19 protein-coding genes are annotated in these 23,394 nt (G+C 65.2%); 10 read left to right on the plus strand and 9 right to left on the minus strand.

Annotation, left to right across the window (positions count from 1 at the left end; translation table 11 throughout):
- Positions 1 to 62: 62 nt before the first annotated feature.
- From rseP to lpxB, 7 genes are all read left to right on the plus strand, one after another.
- Complete coding sequence (gene rseP, locus JN280_RS23175; protein ID WP_202305704.1) at positions 63 to 1,202, plus strand: RIP metalloprotease RseP; 1,140 nt, start codon at positions 63 to 65, stop codon at positions 1,200 to 1,202.
- 220 nt (positions 1,203 to 1,422) lie between these two features.
- Positions 1,423 to 3,807: an outer membrane protein assembly factor BamA gene (gene bamA, locus JN280_RS23180; RefSeq protein ID WP_202305705.1), complete on the plus strand. Its 2,385-nt coding sequence runs from the start codon at positions 1,423 to 1,425 to the stop codon at positions 3,805 to 3,807.
- Positions 3,808 to 3,858: 51 nt separating this feature from the next.
- On the plus strand, positions 3,859 to 4,917 hold the full coding sequence (lpxD, locus tag JN280_RS23185) for a UDP-3-O-(3-hydroxymyristoyl)glucosamine N-acyltransferase (RefSeq protein WP_202305706.1): 1,059 nt from the start codon (positions 3,859 to 3,861) through the stop codon (positions 4,915 to 4,917).
- Entirely contained in the window at positions 4,910 to 5,380 is a 471-nt protein-coding gene (gene fabZ, locus JN280_RS23190) for a 3-hydroxyacyl-ACP dehydratase FabZ (RefSeq protein WP_202305708.1), read from the plus strand. The genes lpxD and fabZ overlap by 8 nt, the downstream gene beginning before the upstream one ends.
- Before the next feature lie 28 nt (positions 5,381 to 5,408).
- Positions 5,409 to 6,224 carry an acyl-ACP--UDP-N-acetylglucosamine O-acyltransferase gene (lpxA, locus tag JN280_RS23195; RefSeq protein WP_244741947.1) on the plus strand — a complete coding sequence of 272 codons (816 nt, stop codon included), beginning with the start codon at positions 5,409 to 5,411 and terminating at the stop codon, positions 6,222 to 6,224.
- On the plus strand, positions 6,211 to 7,092 hold the full coding sequence (locus JN280_RS23200; protein ID WP_202305710.1) for an LpxI family protein: 882 nt from the start codon (positions 6,211 to 6,213) through the stop codon (positions 7,090 to 7,092). The genes lpxA and JN280_RS23200 overlap by 14 nt, the downstream gene beginning before the upstream one ends.
- The gene (gene lpxB, locus JN280_RS23205; protein WP_202305712.1) at positions 7,089 to 8,267 is read left to right on the plus strand and encodes a lipid-A-disaccharide synthase; all 1,179 of its coding nucleotides are present in this window, start codon (positions 7,089 to 7,091) and stop codon (positions 8,265 to 8,267) included. Before JN280_RS23200 ends, lpxB begins: the two co-directional genes overlap by 4 nt.
- 193 nt (positions 8,268 to 8,460) lie before the next feature.
- On the opposite strand, the gene gltA is transcribed toward lpxB, so the two are convergent.
- Complete coding sequence (gene gltA / locus JN280_RS23210; RefSeq protein ID WP_202305714.1) at positions 8,461 to 9,750, minus strand: citrate synthase; 1,290 nt, start codon at positions 9,748 to 9,750, stop codon at positions 8,461 to 8,463.
- 179 nt (positions 9,751 to 9,929) lie between these two features.
- Positions 9,930 to 11,354, minus strand: a complete 1,425-nt coding sequence (gene gltX, locus JN280_RS23215; protein ID WP_202305715.1) for a glutamate--tRNA ligase — start codon at positions 11,352 to 11,354, stop codon at positions 9,930 to 9,932.
- A 115-nt stretch (positions 11,355 to 11,469) separates the two neighbouring features.
- Between gltX and JN280_RS23220 the strand changes: the two genes are divergently transcribed.
- Positions 11,470 to 13,944 (plus strand): ComEC/Rec2 family competence protein, encoded by a 2,475-nt coding sequence (locus tag JN280_RS23220; RefSeq protein ID WP_202305717.1) that lies wholly within the window; start codon positions 11,470 to 11,472, stop codon positions 13,942 to 13,944.
- On the opposite strand, the gene JN280_RS23225 is transcribed toward JN280_RS23220, so the two are convergent.
- Both JN280_RS23225 and lexA read right to left on the minus strand, forming a co-directional pair.
- A complete protein-coding gene (locus JN280_RS23225) occupies positions 13,928 to 14,800 on the minus strand; it encodes an NAD-dependent epimerase/dehydratase family protein (RefSeq protein ID WP_202305718.1) in 873 nt (290 codons plus the stop codon). The two genes, JN280_RS23220 and JN280_RS23225, sit on opposite strands and share 17 nt — an antisense overlap.
- Before the next feature lie 25 nt (positions 14,801 to 14,825).
- Complete coding sequence (gene lexA, locus JN280_RS23230) at positions 14,826 to 15,545, minus strand: transcriptional repressor LexA (RefSeq protein WP_202305719.1); 720 nt, start codon at positions 15,543 to 15,545, stop codon at positions 14,826 to 14,828.
- Between the two features lie 621 nt (positions 15,546 to 16,166).
- On the opposite strand from lexA, the gene JN280_RS23235 reads away from it, so the two are divergent.
- Positions 16,167 to 17,006 (plus strand): FkbM family methyltransferase, encoded by an 840-nt coding sequence (locus tag JN280_RS23235; RefSeq protein WP_202305720.1) that lies wholly within the window; start codon positions 16,167 to 16,169, stop codon positions 17,004 to 17,006.
- Between the two features lie 26 nt (positions 17,007 to 17,032).
- Here JN280_RS23235 and JN280_RS23240 read toward each other — a convergent pair whose 3' ends face one another.
- The 5 genes from JN280_RS23240 to JN280_RS23260 are packed head-to-tail and all read right to left on the minus strand — an operon-like array spanning position 17,033 to position 22,469.
- The gene (locus tag JN280_RS23240) at positions 17,033 to 18,244 is read right to left on the minus strand and encodes a molybdopterin molybdotransferase MoeA (RefSeq protein ID WP_202305721.1); all 1,212 of its coding nucleotides are present in this window, start codon (positions 18,242 to 18,244) and stop codon (positions 17,033 to 17,035) included.
- The gene (gene moaC / locus JN280_RS23245) at positions 18,241 to 18,738 is read right to left on the minus strand and encodes a cyclic pyranopterin monophosphate synthase MoaC (RefSeq protein WP_202305722.1); all 498 of its coding nucleotides are present in this window, start codon (positions 18,736 to 18,738) and stop codon (positions 18,241 to 18,243) included. The genes JN280_RS23240 and moaC overlap by 4 nt, the downstream gene beginning before the upstream one ends.
- 3 nt (positions 18,739 to 18,741) lie before the next feature.
- Positions 18,742 to 19,554: an indole-3-glycerol phosphate synthase TrpC gene (trpC, locus tag JN280_RS23250; RefSeq protein ID WP_202305724.1), complete on the minus strand. Its 813-nt coding sequence runs from the start codon at positions 19,552 to 19,554 to the stop codon at positions 18,742 to 18,744.
- Between the two features lie 4 nt (positions 19,555 to 19,558).
- Positions 19,559 to 20,569 (minus strand): anthranilate phosphoribosyltransferase, encoded by a 1,011-nt coding sequence (gene trpD, locus JN280_RS23255; RefSeq protein WP_202305726.1) that lies wholly within the window; start codon positions 20,567 to 20,569, stop codon positions 19,559 to 19,561.
- 10 nt (positions 20,570 to 20,579) lie between these two features.
- Positions 20,580 to 22,469 (minus strand): SurA N-terminal domain-containing protein, encoded by a 1,890-nt coding sequence (locus JN280_RS23260; RefSeq protein ID WP_202305727.1) that lies wholly within the window; start codon positions 22,467 to 22,469, stop codon positions 20,580 to 20,582.
- 143 nt (positions 22,470 to 22,612) lie between these two features.
- Here JN280_RS23260 and tpiA point away from each other — a divergent pair, with 143 nt between their 5' ends.
- Positions 22,613 to 23,383 (plus strand): triose-phosphate isomerase, encoded by a 771-nt coding sequence (gene tpiA / locus JN280_RS23265; protein ID WP_202305728.1) that lies wholly within the window; start codon positions 22,613 to 22,615, stop codon positions 23,381 to 23,383.
- The last annotated feature ends 11 nt before the right edge of the window (positions 23,384 to 23,394 follow it).

The following is a 23,394-nucleotide window of genomic DNA, read 5'->3' on the forward strand; positions in this document are numbered from 1 at the left end:
CCGTTTTCACATGACATTTCGAGCCGCGGCTTCGGCCGCGGACGCACTGCCGAGGACCTGACTTGACCGAGCTTTTCTCCTCTATCTTCAGCACGGACAACGTCCTCCTCGGCACGATCGTGCCGTTCCTGTTCGTGCTCACCGTGGTCGTCTTCGTGCATGAGATGGGCCACTATCTCGTTGGCCGCTGGTGCGGCATCGGCGCTACCGCCTTCTCGATCGGATTCGGACCCGAATTGATCGGCTTCAACGATCGCCACGGCACGCGCTGGAAGCTCTCGGCCATTCCGCTCGGCGGCTATGTGAAGTTCGTGGGCGACATGACCGTGACCAGCCAGCCGGACAAGGCGGAAGCCGACGCGCTGCCGGAAGGGCTGCGCAAGGTGGCTTTCCACACCCAGCCCGTCTGGAAGCGCGCGGCGACCGTCTTTGCCGGGCCGCTGTTCAATTTCCTGCTCACCATTGCCGTCTTCGCCGTGATGTTCTCCCTCTACGGCCGCTTCGTCACCGAACCTACTGTTGCCGAGGTCAGGCCCGGCAGCCCGGCCGCCGAGGCCGGTTTCCTGCCGGGTGACCGCTTCGTCAGCGTCGACGGCGCCAAGGTGGAGACTTTCGCCGATGTCCAGCGGCTCGTTTCAGGTCGGGCGGGGGATCCGATCCGCTTCGTCATGTTGCGCGACGGCAAGGAGGTGACGCTCCAGGCGACGCCCGAGGTCAGCGAGCAGACGGACGCGCTCGGCAATGCCATAAAAGTCGGCATCATCGGGGTCGTCAACAATCAGGCGATGGGGCAGCCCCGCGTGATCAGCTACTCGCCGCCCCAGGCGTTTGGCGAGGCTGTGATCGAAACCGGGCGTATCATCGCCCGGACCGGACAATTCCTGAAGCGTTTCGTCGTCGGGCGCGAGGACAAGTGCCAGCTCGGTGGCCCGGTGAAAATTGCCGACATGGCGGGCAAGGCCGCCAAGCTGGGATTCGAGTGGCTCGTGCAACTCGTGGCGCTCCTGTCCGTCGGCATCGGAATCCTGAACCTTCTGCCAATTCCGCCTCTGGACGGAGGTCATCTGGTCTTCTATGCCGTCGAGGCTGCGACCGGTCGACCCGTGTCGGAGCGCGTGATGGAATTCGTCTATCGCGCCGGATTTTTTCTGGTACTGGTGTTCATGGGATTCGTTTTCTGGAACGATCTGTTCGGCTGTTGAAATCATGAGGAAATTGGCTTCGGGGGAAGCCGAATTGAGATTGCATTTACCATCCGGCGGAATAGGCGTGACGCGAAAGCCACGCTCGCCGGTTTAGTAAATTCAAATTAACCAGAAGCCTTGCGTGTAGGGAAAATCCGGCTATTACGGTATCGAGTTTGACGCCGCGACGTCCGGATTTCTCGCCGTGGGGACTACGAGAAAAAGGTTCTACAGCCCGATGAAGGCAGCATTGAAGTTTATGAGCGCCGCTTCGGCGGTGGCTTTGTCCGCGGGTCTGGTTGTTCCGGGTGCGGTGGCCGTCCAGTTCATTACTGTGTCCGCGGCCGAGGCCGCCGTCGTCAGTCGTATCGAGGTGCGTGGCAACCAGCGCGTCGATGCCGAAACGATTCGCAGCTATGTCGGCATCGCGCCGGGCCAGCAGTTTTCCAATGTCGACATCGACGAGGCCGTCAAGCGCCTGTTCGGGACGGGCCTGTTCTCCGACGTTCGCATCAACCAGGCGGGCGGCACGCTGGTCGTCGAGGTTGATGAATATGCGATCGTCAACCAGGTGCTCTTCCAGGGCAACAAGAAGATCAAGGACGCCGAACTCGCTGCCAACATCCAGCTGAAGCCGCGCGCGACCTTCTCGCAGTCGCAGCTCGAGGCCGACGCAGAGACCGTGCGCGGCGCCTACCGCCGCATCGGTCGCGAGGACGCGCAGGTCACGACGCAGGTCGTCGATCTTGGCGACAATCGCGTCAACGTCGTCTTCGAGGTCAACGAAGGCGGCCGCACCAAGATCGCGACCATCAACTTTGTGGGTAATGAAGCCTTCGGCGACCGCCGTCTTTCGGACGTCATCTCGACGAAGGAGTCCACCATCCTGTCGTTCCTGTTCCGCAACGACATCTATGACGAACAGCGCTTGCGCGCCGACGAAGAAGCGCTGCGCCGCTTTTATTACAATCGCGGCTACGCGGACTTCCAAGTCATCTCGTCCACCGGCGAACTGAACGAAGCCAACAACGAATATGTGATCACCATCACCGTCGAGGAGGGTGAGAAATACACCTTCGGCGACGTCAGCGTGGAGAGCACGATCGAAGGTGTCGACGCGCAGTCGCTGAACTCGCTGATCGAGACCCGTACGGGCGATACCTACAGCGCCAAGAACGTCGAGGACACGATCATCGCGATCACCGAGCAGGTGGCCGGCAGGGGCTACGCTTTCGCCCAGGTGACGCCGCGCGGCGACCGCAATTTCGAGAACCGTACGATCTCGGTCGTCTATACCGTGGACGAGGGCCCGCGCACCTATGTCGAGCGCATCGAGATTCGCGGCAACAGCCGCACGCGCGACTATGTGATCCGTCGCGAGTTCGACGTCAGCGAGGGCGACGCCTTCAACCAGGTGCTGGTCCAGCGCGCCAAGCGCCGGCTGGAGAAACTCGATTATTTCGAGAAGGTCGAGATTGCGACCGCTCCGGGTTCGGAGCCGGACCAAGTCATTCTGGTGGTGGATCTCGTCGAGAAGTCGACGGGCGAGTTCTCGATCGGTGCCGGCTATTCGACGGGCGGTGAGAACGAAGGCGTCAATGTGGAAGGCTCTATCACGGAGCGAAACTTCCTCGGACGTGGTCAGTATATCAAGCTGTCGGCGGCGGGCGGCGCGAATGCGCGCGATTTCACGCTCTCCTTCACCGAGCCTTACTTCCTAGGACGTCGTATCTCGGCGGGCTTCGACATCTATCGCCAGACCCGCTACTACACCAATTACGACAGCGAGCTCACGGGCGGTACGATCCGCTTCGGCTTGCCGATCACCGAGGCTCTGACCACGCAGTTGGCCTACAATCTGTCGCGAGAGAACTACGCGCTCGACGACGATTGCATTCCCATAACTGACGCCACTCCCAATGGAAATTGTTACATCTCCCAAGCGATCCTGAATGGTATCGAGACGAGTCCATGGATCAAGTCCTCGGTCAGCGCCACGCTGCTCTACAACACGATCGATGACATCAAGAATCCGCATGACGGCTTCTATGCGACTGCCACGACCGAGTTTGCCGGCCTGGGCGGTGACGCCCAGTTTGTGAAGTTCTCGGCGCGCGGCAACTACTACAAGACCCTGTCGGAAGAACTCGATGTCGTGGGCCTGCTGGTGGTGGGCGGCGGCTATGTCGCCTCGACCGGCAACGACCTTCGCGTGTTCGACATGTTCAAGAGCAGCGACCGCATGATCCGCGGCTTCGAATACAACGGCATCGGCCCGGCGGATCAGCTTCCCGATGGAACCTTCGAACAACTCGGCGGCACGACCTATTTCAACGCCACGGCGGAAGCGCAGTTCCCGCTCCCGGTCATCCCGGAGAGCTACGGGCTCAAGGGTGCCTTCTTCGCCGATGCCGCGACGCTCTATGGCAACAACATTCGGAACGACGACGGGTCCTACTCCGCCGACGTTTCGAGGGGCATGGAATGGCGCGCTTCGGTCGGCGCCAGCTTGATCTGGGCGTCACCGTTCGGGCCGCTTCGCGTCGACTACGCCGTCCCGGTCATGAAGCAGGACTCGGACCAGGTCCAGAATTTCAATTTCGGCATGTCGACCCGCTTCTGATAGCGGCGGGCGACGCTTCCGGGCCGTTCCGGCCCGGAAGAAAAGGCATATATGACAGATCCGGTCTTCTTCGCGCCGTCACGCCGGTATACAGCCGCTGAGATTGCCGCCCTGACCGGCGCGCAACTCCTTGACGGCGACGCCGCTTCCGTGGCGGTGACCGGCATAGCTCCGGCAACGCAGGGGGGCGTCGGCAAGCTCGTCTTCGTCGAAGGCAAGCGCAATGCGAGCCTTCTTGAAGGCCTCGCGGCGGCCGCCATTCTATGCACCGCTGAACTCAGCGGGCAGGTGCCGGCCGGGATCGCGCGGCTGATAACGCCGCGCCCTCAATATGCTTTCGCACTGGTGAGCCGGGTCCTTTATCCGACCTCCGTCGCGTCTCGTCCGCTGACCGGCGAGACGGGCATATCGCCTGCAGCGCATGTCGCGAAGTCCGCAAGGATCGAGGAGGGCGCCGTCGTCGAGGCCGGCGCCGTGATCGGCGAAGAGGCAGCAGTCGGGCGCGGCACCGTGGTGGCGCCGAATGCCGTGATCGGCGCGATGTGCCAGATCGGCCGCGATTGCTATATCGGGCCCAACGTCTCGGTGCAGTACGCCTTGCTTGGGGATCGAGTCTTTGTTCATGGGGGCGCCCAGATCGGTCAGGACGGCTTCGGCTTCGTGCCGGGCCCGGCGGGGCCGGAGCGCATTCCGCAGATCGGTCGCGTCATCATGCAGAACGATGTCGAGATCGGCGCCAACACCACCGTCGACAGGGGAGCGATGGCCGACACCATCATCGGCGAGGGCACGAAGATCGACAATCTGGTGCAGATCGCCCACAATGTCCGCATCGGCCGTGGCTGCGTGATCGCGGGGCATTGCGGCCTGTCCGGTTCCGTGACCGTGGGCGATTTCGTCATGCTTGGCGGCCGGGTCGGTATCGCCGACCACATTACCATTGGCTCGAGGGCGCAGATCGCGGCGTCGTCCGGCTTGATGCACGACGTGCCATCGGGCGAAAGGTGGGCGGGCTCGCCGGCGCGTCCGATGCGGGAGTTCTTCAAGGAAGTCGCGGCGATCCGAAGCCTGATGAAGCCGAAGTCATCGAAGGGGGACAATAATGGCTGACACGGCCGGAGCAACTCTCGAGGCCATGGACATCATGCGGCTGATGAAGCTGCTGCCGCATCGCTATCCTTTCCTGCTGGTCGACAGGATCATCGAGGTCGACGGCGACAAGTCGGCTGTCGGGATTAAGAACGTGACCGTCAACGAGCCGCATTTCCAGGGACATTTCCCCGGGCACCCCGTGATGCCGGGTGTGCTGATCATCGAGGCGATGGCGCAGACGGCGGGCGCGATCTGCATCAACAGCACGGCGGGCGACAGGCCTTCGCTGGTCTATTTCATGACCATCGACAATGCGAAGTTCCGCCGGCCGGTCGTGCCCGGCGACCGCTTGGAAATCCGCGTCACCAAACTCAAGCAGCGCGGCAATATATGGCGCTTCGGCTGCGAGGCGACCGTCGACGGCGCCAAGGCGGCCGAGGCCGAAATTTCGGCGATGATGTCGCCCAAGGTAGCGGAATAGACAGATCTTGACCGGGATGCAGAACGTGATGATTCATCCGAGCGCCGTCGTCGAAGACGGAGCGGTGATCGGCGAGGGCAGCCGCGTCGGTCCGTTCTGCCATGTCGGCAAGGATGCGGTGCTCGGCCGGAACGTCGAACTCGTCAGCCATGTATCGGTCATGGGGGCCACCACCCTCGGCGACGGCTGCCGCGTATTTCCCCAGGCTACCCTCGGCGGCGCACCTCAGAACCTGAAGCACTCCGGCGCGCGCACCACGCTTACCATCGGCCGCAACACCATCATCCGCGAAGGTGTGACGATGCATGTCGGCTCGGACACCAGTCGTGGCGCGACCATCGTCGGCTCGAACGGCTATTTCATGGGCTACTCACATGTGGCCCATGACTGCACGGTTGGCGACAACGTCACCTTCGCCAACGGCGCGACCCTGGCCGGGCATTGCGACATCGGTGACAACGTCGTCATCGGCGGATTGACCGCCGTTCACCAGTTCACCCGGATCGGCAACAATGCCTTCCTCTCGGGCTGTTCGGCGATACCGGGCGACGTGATCCCGTTCGGGCTGGCCCGCGGCAACCTTGCCAAGCTGCGTGGCCTCAACGTGGTCGGCATGCGTCGGACCGGCATGTCCAAGGCCGACATACAGGTCGTGCGCCGGGCCTATCGCACCATTTTCGACCGTACGCGGACCGTCGGCGAGAATCTCGATATCGCCCGCCGCGATTTCGCGGACTCGGCCGTCGCCATGAGCCTGGTCTCGTTCCTGTCGGAACGCGGCAAGCGCTATTTCCTGACGCCCCCTCTCGGTGCCGGCGACGACGGCGGCGATGACGAGGACTGATCCCACCATCAGGCTCGCTCCAACCGACCGCGTGGCGGTACTCGCCGGTAGCGGTCGTCTGCCGGTCAATGTGATCGAAGGTCTGGCCGCGTCAGGCCACGAGCCTTTCGTGGTGCTGATCGGAGGCGAGGCCGACGACGATCCGCGTCTTACGGCCCACGACCATGCCACGCTCGAGCTGGAGAATTTCGGTGGGCTGGTTTCGCTTCTGAAAGCCAACCGCGTCACGCATGTCGTCATGGCGGGCGGCATCGGCCGGCGTCCGAGCTGGTGGCGCATGCGGATAACGCCGGCATTCCTGTCGGTCGCGGCGAAGGCGCTTTATGGCCTGTCGCGAGGCGACGACGGCCTGCTGCGGACGATTGTCCGCGCCTTCGAGGGCAAGGGGTTCAAGGTCGTCGGCGCTCATGAGATCGTACCCGACCTGCTCACCCCCGAAGGCCGGCTGACCCGGGCCGGGCCGACCGCCGCCGACAGGCGCGATCTTGACGCGGCCTGGGTCGCGGCGCAGGCGATCGGCGCGCTCGATATCGGCCAGGGCGCGATCGCGATCGGCGGGCGTGTTATCGCGCTCGAAGGCATCGAAGGCACGGACGGGCTTCTGGAACGGACGAAGGCGTTGCGCAGCCATGGCCGACTGGCTTCGGCGAAACGGGGCGTCCTGGTCAAATGCGCGAAGCCGGGCCAGGAACTGCGCGCGGACTTGCCGGCGATCGGTCCCGCGACCATCGATGGGGCCCATGCGGCCGGGCTCGCCGGAGTGGGCGTGGAAGCGGGAAGATCGCTGATCCTCGATCATGGCGCGATGATCGCGCGCGCCGACGCGCTCGGCCTCTTCGTCGTCGGTCTTTCATCGGACGCGCGATGACGGCCGCTGACGCTCCGCTGAGGATCGCGATCGTCGCAGGAGAAGAGTCCGGTGACCTGCTCGGTGCCGACCTCGTGCGGGCGCTTGCCGCGAAATCGCGCCGCAGCGTCGAACTGACGGGCGTGGGCGGCCGCCACCTCCAGGAACTGGGGCTGAAGCCGCTTTTCGATCCCGGCGACATCGCATTGATGGGCCTGATGGCGGTGCTGAAGGATCTGCCGCGGCTGGTCAAGCGTATCGGCCAGACGGCCCGCTTCGTGGCGGACCAGAAGCCGGACTGCCTCATCACGATCGACGGCCCGGATTTCACGCTTCGTGTGGCAAAGAAGGTGCGCTCGCTGGCGCCCTCGATCCCTATCGTCCACTATGTGTGTCCGAGCGTCTGGGCCTGGCGGCCGGGCAGGGCGCCGGCCATGCGTCCGCATATCGACAGGGTGCTCTGCCTGTTGCCTTTCGAACCGGCGGCATTGAAACGGCTCGGCGGACCGCCCGGCACCTATGTCGGACACCGGCTGAGCAACGATCCCGGCGTCGTCGCGGCGTCGAAGGCGCAGTCGGCGAACCGTGATCTTTCGCCCGATCGCGAAAAGACGCTGCTTTTGCTTCCCGGCTCTCGCCGCGGCGAGGTCCGCGGCCTGATCGATGTTTTCGCCAAGACGGCCACGATCCTGGGCGAGCGGGGTCACCGGTTGCGGCTGTTGTTGCCCACGGTTCCCCATGTCGCCGGTCTCGTGAAGGACGCGGTCGCCCATTGGACGCACAAGCCGGATGTCATCGTCGATCCGGCAGGCAAGTGGCGGGCTTTCGGCGAAGCCGACGCTGCGCTCATTGCGTCGGGCACGGTCTCGCTGGAACTCGCGCTTTCCGGTGTCCCGATGGTCTCCTGCTATCGCGTCGAGCCTGTGATGCGTCCGGCACAACGCTTCATCACCGTATGGTCGGCGGCGTTGCCCAACCTGATCGCCGACCGGCCGGTCGTGCCGGAATTCTACGATCCCTATGTGAAGCCCGAGAACCTCGCCCGCCAGCTCGAAGCCCTGTTGAGCGACAGCGGCATGCGTGTGTGGCAGAAGGACGGCTTTGCCGAGGTCCGACGCCGCATGGCCACGGATCGCCCGGCGGGCGAGCTCGCCGCCGACGCTGTCATCGAGACTATCGCAACCCATAGGGGTTAAGAAAAAAACATCGACCGCTGACGCGCGTGACCGTGTGGCCCACGTCTTTTTGGTGCGAAGCCGGGCGACCCGGATCGGCCGTGCCGGCGAGCGAGGCCGCGCTCGGAACGTCTCCGTACAACCGCGCCGGAAGCACCCCGTGGAAACAGAAAAGGCGCCCGGAGGCGCCTTTGGGACCAGGTGGCGGGGCCGATCAGCGCTTGGCGATCGGAACGTAGTCGCGCTCCGTCGCGCCGGTGTAGAGCTGGCGCGGACGACCGATCTTCTGGTGCGGATCCTCGATCATCTCCTTCCACTGTGCGATCCAGCCGACGGTGCGTGCCAGCGCGAACAGCACGGTGAACATGGTGGTCGGGAAGCCGAGCGCCTTCAGCGTGATGCCGGAATAGAAGTCGATGTTGGGGTAGAGTTTCTTTTCGATGAAATAGTCGTCGGTCAGAGCGATCTTCTCCAGCTCCATTGCCACGTCGAGCATCGGGTCGTCCTTGATGCCGAGTTCGCCCAGCACCTCATGCGTGGTCTTCTGCATGATCTTGGCGCGTGGGTCGTAGTTCTTGTAGACGCGGTGGCCGAAGCCCATCAGTCGGAACGGATCGTTCTTGTCCTTGGCCCGGGCGATAAATTCCGGGATACGATCGACGGTGCCGATCTCGCTCAGCATGTTGAGCGCCGCCTCGTTGGCGCCGCCATGCGCGGGTCCCCACAGGCAGGCGATGCCGGCCGCGATGCAGGCGAACGGATTGGCGCCGGAGGAGCCGGCAAGACGCACGGTCGAGGTCGATGCGTTCTGCTCGTGATCGGCATGGAGGATGAAGATGCGGTCCATGGCCCGCGCCAGGACCGGGTTCACCTTGTATTCCTCGCAAGGCACGGCGAAGCACATATGCAGGAAGTTTGCCGCGAAGTTCAGCTCGTTCTTCGGATAGATGAAGGGCTGGCCGACATGGTATTTGTAGGCCATTGCCGCGATCGTCGGCATCTTGGCGATCAGGCGGATCGAGGCGACCATGCGCTGATGCGGATCCGAGATGTCGGTCGAGTCGTGATAGAAGGCCGAGAGGGCGCCGACCACGCCGCACATCACCGCCATCGGGTGGGCGTCGCGGCGGAAGCCCGTGAAGAAGCGCGACATCTGCTCATGCACCATTGTGTGGCGCGTGACGCGGTAGTCGAAGTCGTCCTTCTGCGCCTTCGTCGGCAGCTCTCCGTAGAGAAGCAGATAGCAGACTTCGAGGAAATCACCGTGCTCGGCGAGCTGGTCGATCGGGTAGCCGCGGTGCAGCAGGATGCCCTCGTCGCCGTCGATGAAGGTTATCTGGGACTCGCAGCTCGCGGTCGAGGTGAAGCCCGGATCGTAGGTGAAGGTACCGGTCTGGCCGTACAATGAGCCGATATCGATCACGTCGGGCCCGACCGAGCCACTTCGCACCTTAAGCTCCAGAGTTTTGCCGCCAAACTCGAGCTTGGCCATCGAATCGCTCATTGCAAACTCCTTTTGCTTCAAATCGCCCGGACGGGCCCGTACTTGCATGGCATCGGGTTGAAAAAGCCGTAAAGCGCGCTTTTGCTATCGCATTTTGGATGGCGTGCCAAGTTCGCCCGGGCCGTAATGTTGCACCGCAACAGACCGGATTCAACGGAGGAATCCGGCGCTGTCGGCATTCAATCGATTTGGTCTCCGATGCGTGCGAGACTTTCCTCCCGGCCGAGCACGGCCAGCACGTCGAACACGCCGGGTGACGTGCTCCTGCCGGTCAATGCAGCCCGCAAGGGTTGCGCGACGGCGCCCAGCTTGTGACCCTGAGCGGTCGCGAAATCGCGGATCGCGGCCTCCGTCGTCGCGGCCGTCCACTCGGCGCCGACTGCCTCCAGCGACGCCTTTGCGCCGGCCAGGATCTGCTTTGCCGGGCCGGCCGCCAAGGCGGCCGCCTTCTCGTCGAGTTGCAGCGGCCTCCCGGCAAAGAGATAGCCGGCGCTGTCGGCGAGTTCGACCAGCGTCTTGGCGCGCTCCTTCAGGCCGGGAAGGGCGGCGAGCAACTGCTTCTTCTTTGTCTCGTCCAGCTTGGCGAGGATGGCCGGTCCGTTCTCCAGATAGGGAAGCGTGGCGACAAAAATGTCGAGCAACTCCTGATCCGGCGTCTGACGCATATAGACGCCGTTCAATGCCTCCAGCTTCTGGAAGTCGAAGCGCGCCGCCCCCTTGTTGACGTCCTCGATCTCGAACCATCGAATCATGTCGTCGAGGCTCATGATCTCGTCGTCGCCATGGCTCCAGCCGAGGCGGACCAGATAGTTGCGCAGCGCAGCCGGCAGATAGCCCATGGCGCGGTAGGCGTCGACGCCGAGCGCGCCGTGCCTCTTGGAGAGTTTCGCGCCGTCCGATCCATGGATCAGCGGTATATGCGCCATGACGGGCACCTCCCAACCCATGGCATCATAGATCACCGTCTGGCGCGCGGCATTGGTGAGGTGGTCGTCGCCGCGGATGATGTGCGTGACGCCCATGTCGTGATCGTCGACCACGACGGCGTGCATATAGGTCGGCGTGCCGTCCGAGCGCAGGATGATGAAATCGTCCAGGTCCTTGTTGGGGAAACGTACGTCGCCCTGCACGCGGTCGTACACCACCGTCTCGCCCTCGGTCGGCGCCTTGATGCGGATCGCGGGTTTCACCCCAAACGGCGCCTCTGACGGATCCTTGTCGCGCCAGCGGCCGTCATAGCGAGGCGGTCGGCCCTCGGCACGCGCCTTCTCGCGCATCTCCTCGAGTTCAGCCGGAGTCGCGTAGCAATAATATGCGTTGCCGCGGCGCACCAGTTCCTCGGCCACCTCGCGGTGGCGCGCGACGCGGCCGAACTGGGAGATCGGTTCGCCATCCCAATGCAGGCCGAGCCAGGTCAGGCCGTCGAGGATCGCCGCGGTCGCGGCGTCGGTCGAGCGCTCCCTGTCCGTGTCCTCGATGCGCAGCAGCATCGTGCCGCCCGTGTGGCGGGCGTAGAGCCAGTTGAAGAGCGCAGTGCGGCCGCCGCCGATATGCAGGTAGCCGGTCGGCGAAGGAGCAAAGCGCGTGACGACGGGTTTGGACATGACATTCGTTTCCGGGGTTTGCGCGGCCCGGTCGGGCGGGAGGCGGCGGCCTGCGCGTGGCATTCGATCGAAGGCTCATGTAGCATAGGCGGTCGAGCGTGCAAGGGGCGCCCGTATGAGTGAGGGCAGGGCGGGGGAGATCGCAAGCGAAACGTCGCTTTTCGCGATGCGGCCGGCTGCCCGCGATCATCCCGGCGGCGCTCCAGCCGATCCAGTCGAAGAGAACGATCGTGGCGGCATATCCGCTCGACCGCCAGGTGCCATCCGCCGCCGCCTCCCGTTGGGTTTGCGCCTGCCCGAACTCGGAACCGCGATCGGTGAGGCCCTCGTCACCGAATGGGAGCGCGGCACCGCCTTCCTCTTCATCCCGGTATTCCTGGCGGCGGGGGCCATCGCCTATTATTCTGTCGAGACGGAGCCGAGCCTTTCCTCCCTGGCGGGAGGCGTCGCGATTCTCTGTGCCGCGAGCCTGCTTGCCAGGACACGTCCGCTGCTGCAACTGGCCGTGGTGGCGCTGCTGCTCATCCTTCTCGGCATGCTCTTTGGCTCGGTCGAGACCCGCCGGGCGGGAACGAGGGTGCTCGGCAGCGAGATATCGACGGTGTTGACGGGCCGTGTCGCCGCGATCGAACACCAGGCGAACGGTCGTGTCCGGCTGACGCTTGACGTGCTCGATACGGCTCGCCCGAAGCTTCGCTATGCGCCCGAGCGCGTCCGCGTCTCCGCCAGGGGCGTCCCGGCCGATCTCGTCGCCGGATCGGTGGTGACCGGCGTCGCCCGGTTGTTCCCGCCGTCCGGGCCCCTCCGTCCCGGCAGCTACGACTTCTCCTTCGAGAGTTTCCTCGACGGCATTGGCGCCAACGGTTTCTTCCTGAAGGACCCCGAGGTGACGACATCAGTCTCGGCGCCGGTGCCGCTCGAAGCCCGCTTTCATGCCATGGTCGAGAACGCCCGTACCGCACTTGCCCAACGCATCCGCAGCCGGATAGGCGGGCCCGAAGGCGAGATCGCGGCGGCGCTGATCGCCGGCACGCGCGCCGGTATCCCGGAGGAGGTGAACGAGGCTCTGCGCCGCACCGGCCTGGCGCATGTCCTGTCGATCTCCGGGCTGCACATGGCCTTGGTGGCAGTTACGATCATGACCGCCCTGCGCCTCGGCTTCGCGCTCTTCCCTGGCTTCGCCTCACGCAGGCCGGTCAAGAAATATGCGGCTGTCGTCGCGCTTGCCGCGACTGCCGTCTATCTCTTCATCTCGGGGTCGGCGGTCGCCGCCGAGCGCAGCTTCATCATGCTGGCCGTGATGCTCCTTGCCGTCATGGTCGATCGCGCGGCTCTCACCATGCGCAACCTTGCGATCGCGGCGATTGCAGTGATCGCGCTTTCACCCCATGAGGTCGTGGGGCCGAGCTTCCAGATGTCCTTTGCTGCGACCGCCGCGCTGATTGGCGCCTATGGCTGGTGGGCGGAGCGGCGGGCAAGCCGTCCCGCCACGGCACCGCCGGCGGATGCTTCGATCGTGATGCGCCTCGCAAGGGGCGTGACGCGCAATCTCGCCGGCCTCGTCATGGTGTCGATGATCGCCGGGCTCGCGACCAGTGTCTACGGCGTCTACCATTTCCAGCGGGTTTCTCCGCTCAGCATCGTTGCCAACCTGGCCGCGATGCCGATCGTGTCTGTCATCGTGATGCCGTGCGCGGTGGTGGCGATGGCGGCCATGCCTTTCGGCCTCGACGGGATATTCCTCGACACGATGGGCCGGGGGCTGGCGGTCATGGTCTCGGTCGCCGATTGGTTCTCCGACCGCTCGCCCCTGGACGCCGTCGGAACCGTCCCGGTCGCAGCGGTGGTGTCGATCACGGCAGCACTCGTCATTGCGACGCTCGCCTCCACCTGGCTGCGCGCACTGTCGCTGCCGTTCGTGGTCGCCGGCCTCGCCCTGGTCGCAACGCGCTCTTCGCCCGACGTGCTCGTCTCCGAGGATGCGCGCCTGGTCGGGATGCCGCTCCAGGATGGCCGGCTCGCCGTCAACCGCTCCCGTCCGAACGGCTTTACGGTAGAGGATTGGCAACGCGCTACAGGAACGGGGGCCTTGGCGAAGCCCAGCCGGACGGGATCGGGCGCCGCCGCACCGGAAGGGGCGAAAGCCGGACGGACCCAAGAGGGTGCGTCCGGCCCGGTCGGCGTGTCTCCTGCAAGGTTGCTGCGGCACGGCGACCTGCCGGTGACCGTCGGCTTTCTCTGCGGCGGGGGCCTGTGCCTTGGGCGACAGGCGCCCGACGTCTTCGTGGCTCATGCTGAGACGGCCGAGGCGGCTCTGGCTGCCTGCGGCTTCGCCGCACTCATCGTGATCGACGATGCGACCGCTGAGAACCCGTGCCCGCACGACAGCTCGCTCGTGATCACGAAGCGGCATCTGGCGCGCCAGGGAACCGCACAAATATCGCTGTCCGGCGAGAGGCCGATCGTCAGATTCACCTTGGCGGAGCCCTATCGGCCATGGCACGCGCATCGGCAATTCTCGCGGGAGGCGCGCGGACTGCCGCCGTTCCGGCCGAAGGCGCGGAAGTCTGCGGTCACGATGCCGGACTAGGCAATGGCGAAGGATCGCAGTCGCCTGCAAGGACGGCCAGACCGTCGTATCGCGGTTGGAAGCCCAATCCCCTGCGAGCCTTCTCCGTGGCATAGATACGATCGATCCGTGCCGGCAGACGATACCCCGCCCGCCGGAAGGCGTGGGCGAAATCCGGCGCGCGGGCTTCGATGACGCCGCGCGCGTCGTTCCACAAGGCTTCGGCATCGTCGGGCAGGAACGGCGACGAGGAGGAGATCACATAGACTTCGCCGCGCGGGCCTTTGCGCCGCAGCGCAGCGAGATGGGCATCGACCACGTCACGCCGGTCGATGCCGCGATACAAGCGCCAGAGCGCCATGTCTGGCGAGGGTTCGGAAAAGCAGCGGCCCATGCGCAGGATGGTCGCCCGGATTCCGGACGCCGCGGCCAGCACATGCTCCTCGGCCGCGCGCTTCGTCACATCGTAGATGTCGCGCGGTTCCGGCGTGACGCTTTCATCGATCCAGGCTGCGCGTCCCTCGGCAACCAATGCATGTCCGTAGACGGATGTGGAACTGGTAAAGACGAAGTGGCTGGCGCCGTGGGCGACCGCCAGATCGACGAGGCGCGCCGTGCCCTCCGCATTGACCTTCCAGAACCGTGCCTCGTCGATCGAGCCGACATGAGGCGCATGCAGCGCCGCAGTGTGAACCACCGCCTCCACATTCTCAAAGGCGCGCGAAAGCTCGTCGCTGCGACAGGCAACATCCGCCAGCACATCGACCTGGGCGCCCGGCCTGATATCGACGCCGACGACTTCCGCCGTTCTGCGCAACGCGGCCGCGATCGCGGAACCGACCAGACCCGCCGTGCCGGTGACAACGATCCGTCCCACACGAATGCCGGATGCGCCGTCGGTATCAGTATCTGCGGATCAGGCCGACCAGTCTTCCCTGCACCTTCACCCTGTCGGGTCCGAAGATTCGTGTCTCGTAGGCGGGATTGGCCGCTTCGAGCGCGATCGACGCGCCCCTGCGGCGGAAGCGCTTCAACGTCGCCTCTTCGTCGTCGACCAGCGCCACGACGATCTCTCCGGGGCTGGCCGTGCTGGCATTGCGGATGATGACCGTGTCTCCGTCGAAGATACCGGCTTCGATCATGGAGTCCCCCTTGACCTCGAGCGCATAGTGCTCGCCGCCGGCGATCATCTCCGGTGGAACGGAGATCGAGTGGGTCTTGTGCTGTATCGCCTCGATCGGCACGCCGGCCGCAATCCGGCCCATCACAGGTATGGCGACCGCCACAGTCGCTTCGTCGTCGTTGCCGGCGGCGGGAAGACGGGCAGGGGGCGCGGGTTTCTTGCCCAGGCTGCCTTCTATGACGCTCGGCGAGAACTTGCGCGCGCCGCCAAGCCCCGGCGCGATCGAATCGGGCAGTCGGATGACCTCGAGCGCCCGGGCCCTGTTCGGCAACCGGCGAATGAAGCCCCGCTCCTCGAGCGCGGTGATCAGCCGGTGAATTCCCGATTTGGAAGCGAGGTCGAGCGCCTCCTTCATTTCGTCGAACGACGGCGGGATGCCCGCTTCCTTGAGCCGTTCATGGATGAACAGAAGCAGTTCATGTTGCTTGCGCGTCAGCATGCCGTTCCTCAAGGAATCAGATCATAAACAAAACCAGAACAAACACTATCTGTTCCAGTTGTGTTCCGCAACTGGCTAAATTCGGGTGAACTGCGAGCAGCGCCGGCGGCGGTCCCCGTCATTCGGCGCCCGGTTCGGTCCTATTGCAATCGATTACGCTGACGTTGTCGGCTGGCTCTCCATTCGACTCTAGCGCTGCTTGCCAAGCGGCCTCACCATCACAGCTGGGGCAAGTGTCAAGCGCACCGAAGGGGCGTAAACGATCCCGTAGCACAGGGCCGACGATACTGGATGGCTCGGTGCGCCGGTTAGACCGGAGGATAGACATGGGGTGGCGCAAGGATCGCAGGCTTTCTCGCTTTGCGGTGCTTCTGGCTTCCCTGTCGGGCATGCCGCCTTCCCGATCCAATCCCAAAGAGCGCGGCGGTCGACGCCGCCGACTACTCAAAGGATACCATCTTGTTACGCCCTTAATCGTCGCTGCGCCTGGTGCGATGCGATAATCGCTGTGCCAGCCTTCATGTTTCAGGACGAGTTTCAGAGCTTCCGCAGATTACTGTGCATGGACATTTTCTTTCGGGGATGGAAGAAGGAACTCGCTCAAGCGAGGGATCCGACGAGATGAGCCTGTCAGAAGTTGCGATCGGTCCGGTCAGGCTGCACACATTGCCGCAGGACGCCGACTGGTACCGGCAGCGCCGGCAATTCGAAGAGATGGCGTCAGGTCTGTATCGGCTGCTCGCTCAGGAACATTTCCGAAACTTCATCGATGTCGGCGCAAACAGTGGCATGGTTTCCGTATTTGCTCGCCGCTCCGCTCCGGACCTTCGCATAGTCGCGATCGAAGCCGACCAACGACTAGTCGAGATCATCCCCGGCAACTTCGCCCTCAACGGGCTCAATGAGCCGGAACTGATCCATGCCATCGCGAGCGCGAAGACCGATGCCGGCGGCTCGTTTTCTCTCAACCCGAAATCCACCTTGGATAACCGCGTAGCGATGGACGGCTGGGCCAAGGTTTCGGTACCGCAGATTGCGTTGGATGATCTGTTCAAGGATCGGGGCATCGAGGGCAAGACCTTCCTCAAGGTAGACACTCAAGGCCATGAAAAACATGTCTTGGAAGGTTTTGCGACCACCATGCGAAGCCGATCCGATTGGATCATCAAGATGGAATTCGCCCCGATGTGGCTGAAGTCCCAGGGGACGGACCCCGCAGAGCTTGCCCGTTCCCTGTCAGCCGACTATCTCGTGGCCGAGTATCCGGAACGCATTGCCTACAACTACCCTGCTGTGTCCACACTCCTTTCGCATACGATCTCTCCAGATCAAGCCGAACACTTTGTCTCCTATGTCGAATCCTTAGACCGAAATGGGCGGGGCTGGGTCGACTTGGTCGTGGCGCCCCGATCATGGCGACCGAAGGGCCTGCGAAGCGGACTGAAGGCACTGTTCGGCTGACATGGTGGCAATGCGAGTGTGGCCGCTCACCCTCTGAGATAAAGCACCCGGCAGGCGTCGCCCTTCGCCGCCGCCGGCGCGTGCGGCTCGCGAACGATGAGCGCGTTGGAAGCGGCGAGCGTTCGCAGCATCGAGGAATCCTGGACGGGGAACGGCGTTGCCACGGGCCGGCCGTCTTCGGCGGTGCTCACGCTGGCGCGCACATAGTCCTGCCTGGTGTCGTTGGCGGCCATGGCGGCGCCGAGCACGGCCTCGCCGACGTCGGATCGGTGGGGCAGGCCGCCGAGCCGCGCCAGCAGTGGTTTCAGGAAAAGGTGCGAGCAGACCAGGCTGGCGACCGGATTGCCGGGCAGGCCGATGAAGCGCGTCGGGCCGCGCCGGCCGAACATCAGCGGCTTGCCGGGGCGCATCGCGATCTTCCAGAAGTCGAGCGTCATGCCTTCGCCGGTCAGCACGTCGTGCACGAGGTCATGTTCCCCGACTGACGCGCCGCCGAGGGTCACGACGACGTCGGCGCCGGCGTCGAGCGCTTGTCTGACCAAAGCGGCTATCGCTTCCTTGCGGTCGGGCGCGATGCCGAGATCGAGGGCCTCTGCGCCGGCCGACTTCGCCACCGCCGCCACGCCATAGGCGTTGGACGCAATGATCTGGTCAGGTCCGGGCGTGCTTCCCGGGGGGAGCAGTTCGTCGCCGGTAGCGACGATCGCGACGAGCGGCCGCTTCACGACGGCGATCGCCGGATGGTTGGCGGAGGCGGCGAGCGAGAGTGCCGCGGGGTCGAGCACGCGGCCTGTTTCGAGCAGCACGTCGCCCTCGGTGAAGTCGAGCCCCTTGCGGCGGATGTGTCGTCCGGCCGCCGCGGGCTCCAGCGCCTCGACGGTATCGTCGTCCAGCCTTCGCGCGTTCTCCTGGATCAGGATCGTGTCCGCGCCTTCGGGCACGGGGGCCCCGGTGAAGATGCGAACGGCTTCGCCGGCGCCGACCTTTCCGTCGAACAGCTTTCCAGCCGGCGCCTGGCCGATGACCCGCAGGCGAACCGGCGCCGCCGCGATGTCGGCGGCGCGCAGCGCATAGCCGTCCATGGCCGAGGCAGGGAAGGGCGGCTGGGTGCGCAGCGCCCTCAACGGCGCGGCGAGCACCCGCCCCGCCGCCTCGTGCAGCGGGATCGTCTCTGCCGGTCCGGCCTCCGCCCCATCCAGCAACCGTTCAAGCGCGTCGGCGACCGGAAGTAGGGTCATGGCCGGTTCTCGCCTGCGCGATAGTCGCCGGACTTGCCGCCGGTCTTCTCGACGAGGCGAATGCCGCCGATCACCATGCCGCGATCGACCGCCTTGGCCATGTCGTAGATGGTGAGGCAGGCAACGGAGGCGGCCGTCAGGGCTTCCATCTCGACGCCCGTCTTGCCGGTCACGCGGGCAAGCGCCCGGACCCGCAGGCCCGGAAGCGCCTCGTCCGCATCGATGTCGACCGACACCTTGGTCAAAAGCAGGGGGTGACACAGCGGAATCAACTCATGGGTGCGCTTGGCAGCCATGATGCCGGCGATGCGCGCCGTGCCGAGCACGTCGCCCTTGCGGGCATTGCCGGCGAGGATCAGGCGCAAGGTGTCGGGCTGCATGGTGACGGTGCCTTCGGCCACCGCGGTCCGCTCGGTTACCGCCTTCTGCCCGACATCGACCATATGCGCCTCGCCGGAGGCGCCGATATGGGTGAGTCCGGACTTGTCGGCCATGTCTCAGCCGGCCGTCACGGCTGCGTCGCCGCGCAGCAGGACGCGCGTCGCTCCAGTCACGTCGGCCTGGCGCATCAGGCTTTCGCCGACGAGGAAGGTGCCGATACCGTGTCGCGCGAGGCGCCGGCAGTCGTCATGGGTGAAGATGCCGCTTTCGCCGACCAGCAGCCGGTCAGCCGGCACCATTCCGGCCAGTCGCTCCGAGGTCTCCAGGCTCGTCTCGAAGGTCCTCAGATTGCGGTTGTTGATGCCGATCAACCGCGACGACAGCTTCAGCGCCCGTTCCATCTCGGCTTCGTCATGCACCTCCACCAGCACGTCCATATCAAGTTCGAAGGCGGTCTCCTCGAGCGCGAGCGCCTCATCGTCGGAAAGGCTCGCCATGATCACCAGGATGGCGTCCGCCCCCCAGTCGCGCGCCTCGTAGACCTGGTAGGGCTCGAACATGAAGTCCTTGCGCAGCGCCGGCAGGGCGGCGGCCTTGCGGGCCGCGACGAGGAAATCGGGAGCGCCCTGGAAGGAAGGCGTATCGGTCAGCACCGAGAGGCAGGCAGCGCCGCCTTCCGCATATGCGCGGGCGAGCGCCGGCGGGTCGAAGTCGGCCCGTATCAGCCCCTTGGAGGGGCTGGCTTTCTTGATCTCGGCGATCAGTGCGAATTCGCCTTGTGCGCGCCTTGCCGACAAGGCGGAGAAGAAACCGCGCGGCTCATCGGCGTCGCCGAGGCGCGCCTTCAGCTCCGACAGCGGCAGGCGAGCCTTGGCGGCGGCGATCTCGTCGCGCTTATAGGCCTCGATCTTCTTCAGTATGTCGGCCATGACCCTACTCGTTGGAGATGAGGACGAGCTTGTCGAGCACCCGCAGCGCGTCGCCGTCGTCGATCGCGCGTGCGGCAATCGCCACGCCGTCGGCAAGTGTCGGGGCCCGGCCGGCTACGACCAATCCCGCCCCGGCATTCATCAGCACAGTGTCGCGATAGGCGCCCGGCTTTCCCTCGAGCACGGCGCGCAGGGCGGCGGCGTTGAAGGCGGCATCGCCGCCGCGCAACTCCTCGCGGGCGTGGCGCTTCAGCCCGACCGATTCCGGGTCGATGGAAAAACTGCGCACCTTGCCTTCGCACAGTTCCGCGACCTGGGTCTCGCCCGTCGTGGTGATCTCGTCGAAGCCGTCGCCGTGCACGACCCAGACATGCTCGGCGCCGAGATTTCTCAAGGTCTCGGCCAGCGGCTCCACCCATTCGGGGGCGAACACGCCGACCATCTGCCGCTTGACGCCGGCCGGGTTGGACAGCGGGCCGAGCAGGTTGAAGATCGTACGGGTGCCGAGCTCCACGCGGGTCGGCCCGACATGCTTCATGGCGGGATGGTGGGCGGGCGCGAACATGAAACCGACGCCCGCCTCGTGGATGAGGTGGCTGATCGCCTCGGGCGACTTGTCGATCTTCACGCCCAGCGCCATCAATACGTCGGCGGCGCCGGTCTGGGAGGAGAGGCCACGATTGCCGTGCTTGGCCACGGGCACGCCTGCTCCGGCGATCACGAATGCCGATGCGGTCGAGATGTTGACGCTGTGCGAGCCGTCGCCGCCAGTGCCGACGATATCGATGGCGCCGACGGGCGCGTCGACGCGCAGCATCTTTTCGCGCATGGTGGCGACCGCGCCGGAGATCTCGTCGACGGTCTCTCCGCGCATGCGCAGCGCCATCAGGAAGCCGCCGATCTGGCTGGGCGTGGCTTCGCCCGACATGATGATGTTGAAAGCGGCCCTGGCCTGGTCGAAGGTCAAGACCTTGCCCGCGGCGACATGGGCGATATGGGATTTGAGCTCGCTCATCGATCGGGTCTCAGAAGGCCAGTGCCTGCGCGATCGCCCCGCGATCGACGCTCACGCCATATTCTGCCTGCAGCATCGCCGCCATCTGCTCGAGCAGGTCGTTGCCGTAAGCCGTGGTGAAATTGGCGCGCACTTGCTCGGGCAGGGCATCGGGGCCGGAAGCGGCCGGCTCGAAGACTTCCGTGACCTTGAACACGATCTGCGCGCCGCCGTCGGGTGCGGGTGTCGTTCCGATACCGTTCGGCGCCACGCCGAAGACGGCGGCGACGCCGGTCTTGCCGAAATCGGCGTCGTCGGCCTCACGCTTCAGTCCGCGCTTTGTCTGCTTGACGAGCGAAAGCTCGGTCGCGATTGCGTCGAGCGTCGCGCCGTCCCTGACGCGCTTCTCGATCTCGGCGGCCTTGGCCGCAAGCCGCTGTCCGGCCTGGTCGGCCTTCCAGTCCGCGATCACCTTCGCGCGCACCTCGTCCAGCGCCCGATCCCGTGCGGTTGTTACCGAGTCCACCTCGTAGAAGAGGAAGCCATCCGTGCCGATGTTGAGCGGCGCGTTTTCGGTATTGGCCTCGGCTTCGAAGGCCGCGCGGATGAGATCGCGCGACTGCGGCAGGTCGGACACGATCGTGCCGTCGGGACGCAAGGCGGTGCGGTCGATGGCCTCGACGGTGACGACCTTGAGCTTCAGCTTCTCGGCGGCCTCGCGCATCGAAGCGCCACCGGCGCGCGCATCCTCATAGGCATCGTGAACGTCGAGAAGGATTCGGCTCGCCTCGTCGGCGGCGAGCGACTTGCGGATCTCCTCCTTCACCTGGTCGAGCGGCCTGACCACTTCGGGCTCGACCGTCGTTACCCGCACGAGCACGGGGCCGAAGGCGCCCTTGACGACACCGCTCACCTGGTTGGCGTCGAGCGCGAAAGCGGCCTGGGCGACGGCAGGGTCGGGGATGCGGTCCCTGGCGAGCGTGCCGAGCTGCATGTCGGCTGCGGTCTTGCCTTCGGCCCTGGCGATGTCGTCGAAGGTCGAGCCGGCATCGATCGCCGCGCGCGCCTTGCTGGCGGCGTCTTCGCTCTTGAACACGATCTGCTCGATCGTCCGGCGTTCCGGCGTCGTGTAGCGCGCCTTGTTCGCTTCGTAGTCCTTGGCGACCTGGTCGTCGCTGATTGCCGATGTGTCGGCGATGTCCTCGGGCTCGAGTTTGACGTAGGAAATCCTGCGGTATTCCGGCGCGGCGTAGTTTGCCTTGCGCCCCTCGAACCAACTCGGCAGGACGGCGTCGGAGGGGTCCTCGATGGGCTCGACCAACGATTTCGGCGGGACGAGGTAGTCGACCGTCCGGTCCTCGCCGCTGTAGAGAGCGGCCGCATTGAGAAACGCTGCCGGCGCCTTCAGCCCGTCGGACACCGCCTCGACGATCTGCTCGCGCACCGCCACGTCCTGGCGGTTTCGCAGATAGTCCTCCGGCGTCATTCCGACCTCGCGCAGGACAAAGTCGAAGCGCTGGCGGTCGAACCTGCCGTCGGGACCAGCGAAGGCGGGATCCTCCCGCGTCAGGGAGGCGAGGCGGTCCTTCGACAGGCCGAGGCCGAGCTTGCGCGCCTGCTCGTCCAGCACGGCACCGGCGATCAGCTGCGACAGAACCTGCTGGTCGACGCCGAAGGCGGTCGCCTGCTCGCGGGTGAGCCGCTGACCGAGCTGCTGGCCCCAGACATTGAGCTGGCGATCATAGGCCAGCCGGTAGTCCTTGGCCGAAACGGAAGTGTCGCCGACCGTCAGGACATTGCCGCTGCCGACACCCTGGATCAGCTGCCCTGAGATACCCCATATGGCAAAGCTTACCACGAGCAGCAGAAGAAGCAGCTTCGCGACCCAGGTTCCGGCGGCACTTCTCAAGGTGTCAAGCATGGTCAAATCCGGTTTGGCGCCTCGCTCTTAGCGCCGTTTGCGAATGGACGGCAATAGCGCCCTTGGCGGCCAGTGTCGATTGCTTTGTGCCCGGTTTTTGGTAGTGAGGCGGCATCGGCAACCCGCATGGAGGACTTTCATCGATGACACCCGGTATTCGCCCCCTGGTCGCCGGCAACTGGAAAATGAACGGCACATCCGCCTCGCTGCCTGAGCTTCTGGCCATCGGAAACGGATTTCTCGGCGGTCTCGATGCCGAGACCGAAGCGCTGGTCTGCGTGCCCGCCACGCTGCTGGCAAGGGCGGCCGAAGCGATCGGCGGGCGCACCCCGGTCAGGCTCGGCGGGCAGGATTGCCATACCGTGGCGAGCGGTGCCCATACCGGCGACGTTTCCGCCGAGATGCTGAAGGACGCGGGCGCCAGTCATGTCATCGTCGGCCATTCGGAGCGGCGCATCGATCACGGCGAAACCGATGCCGTGGTGCTCGCCAAGGCAGAAGCGGCGTGGCGGGCCGGGCTCGTCGCCGTCGTCTGCATCGGCGAAACCAGGGCCGAGCGCGAAAGCGGGGCGACGCTCGACGTCCTGTCGCGGCAGGTGGCCGGCTCGGTGCCCGCAGATGCGACCCATGCCACCACGATCGTGGCCTATGAGCCGGTCTGGGCCATCGGCACCGGCTTGACCCCGACCGCCGCCGACGTTGCCGAGGCCCACGCTAACATCCGCGGGCAACTCGCCGTGAAGCTCGGCGACGAAGCCGACAGGATTCGCATCCTCTACGGCGGCTCGGTGAAGCCGTCGAATGCCGCCGAGCTGCTCGCCATCGCCAATGTCGACGGAGCGCTGGTTGGCGGCGCGAGTCTCAAGGCTGCGGATTTCCTTGGGATCGCCGAAGCCTATCGGGCCATCGGCTAGGTAGTGCAGCC

This window comes from Mesorhizobium sp. L-8-10 (assembly GCF_016756635.1).
Lineage (GTDB): Bacteria > Pseudomonadota > Alphaproteobacteria > Rhizobiales > Rhizobiaceae.